This is a genomic window from Mesorhizobium sp. M7A.F.Ca.US.006.04.2.1 (assembly GCF_004022915.1).
GTDB classification, from domain to species: Bacteria; Pseudomonadota; Alphaproteobacteria; order Rhizobiales; family Rhizobiaceae; genus Mesorhizobium; species Mesorhizobium ciceri.
This window is the reverse complement of sequence record NZ_RZQA01001691.1, coordinates 1-396: the sequence shown is the minus strand read 5'-3', so window position 1 is coordinate 396 and position 396 is coordinate 1. Positions and strand designations below refer to the sequence as shown.

The 396-nt window shown below is 67.2% G+C and carries 1 protein-coding gene; it reads left to right on the top strand.

The window, feature by feature from the left end; all coding sequences use genetic code 11:
- The coding region (locus tag EN925_RS39435) for an rRNA adenine dimethyltransferase family protein (RefSeq protein ID WP_281040724.1) at positions 1-341 on the top strand (341 nt) is incomplete at its 5' end.
- Positions 342-396: the final 55 nt, after the last annotated feature.

Sequence of the window (396 nt, the reverse complement as noted above, 5' to 3'; positions counted from 1 at the left end):
CTCCCGCCGGCAGCGACAGCTATGGCCGGCTGGGGGTCCTTGCCGGCTGGCGGACGGAGGCGAGGATCGCCTTCGACGTACCGCCACAGGCATTCACGCCGCCGCCAAAGGTCACCTCCTCGGTGGTGCATCTTGTGCCGCGCCCGATGCCCCTGCCCACCGAGGTGAAGAAACTCGGCCGCGTCACAGAAGCCGCCTTCGGCCAACGTCGCAAGATGCTGCGGCAAAGCGTTAAGAGCCTCGGCGGCGAGGCCCTGCTCGACCGCGCCGGCATCGATCCGACACGCCGCGCCGAGACGCTCAGCGTCGAGGAATTTGTAAGGTTGACAAACGCGGTGTAAGAAGCTGCCGATCTGCCCCCTCGTGGGGGAGATTGGCGCTTCACCGCCTCAACCC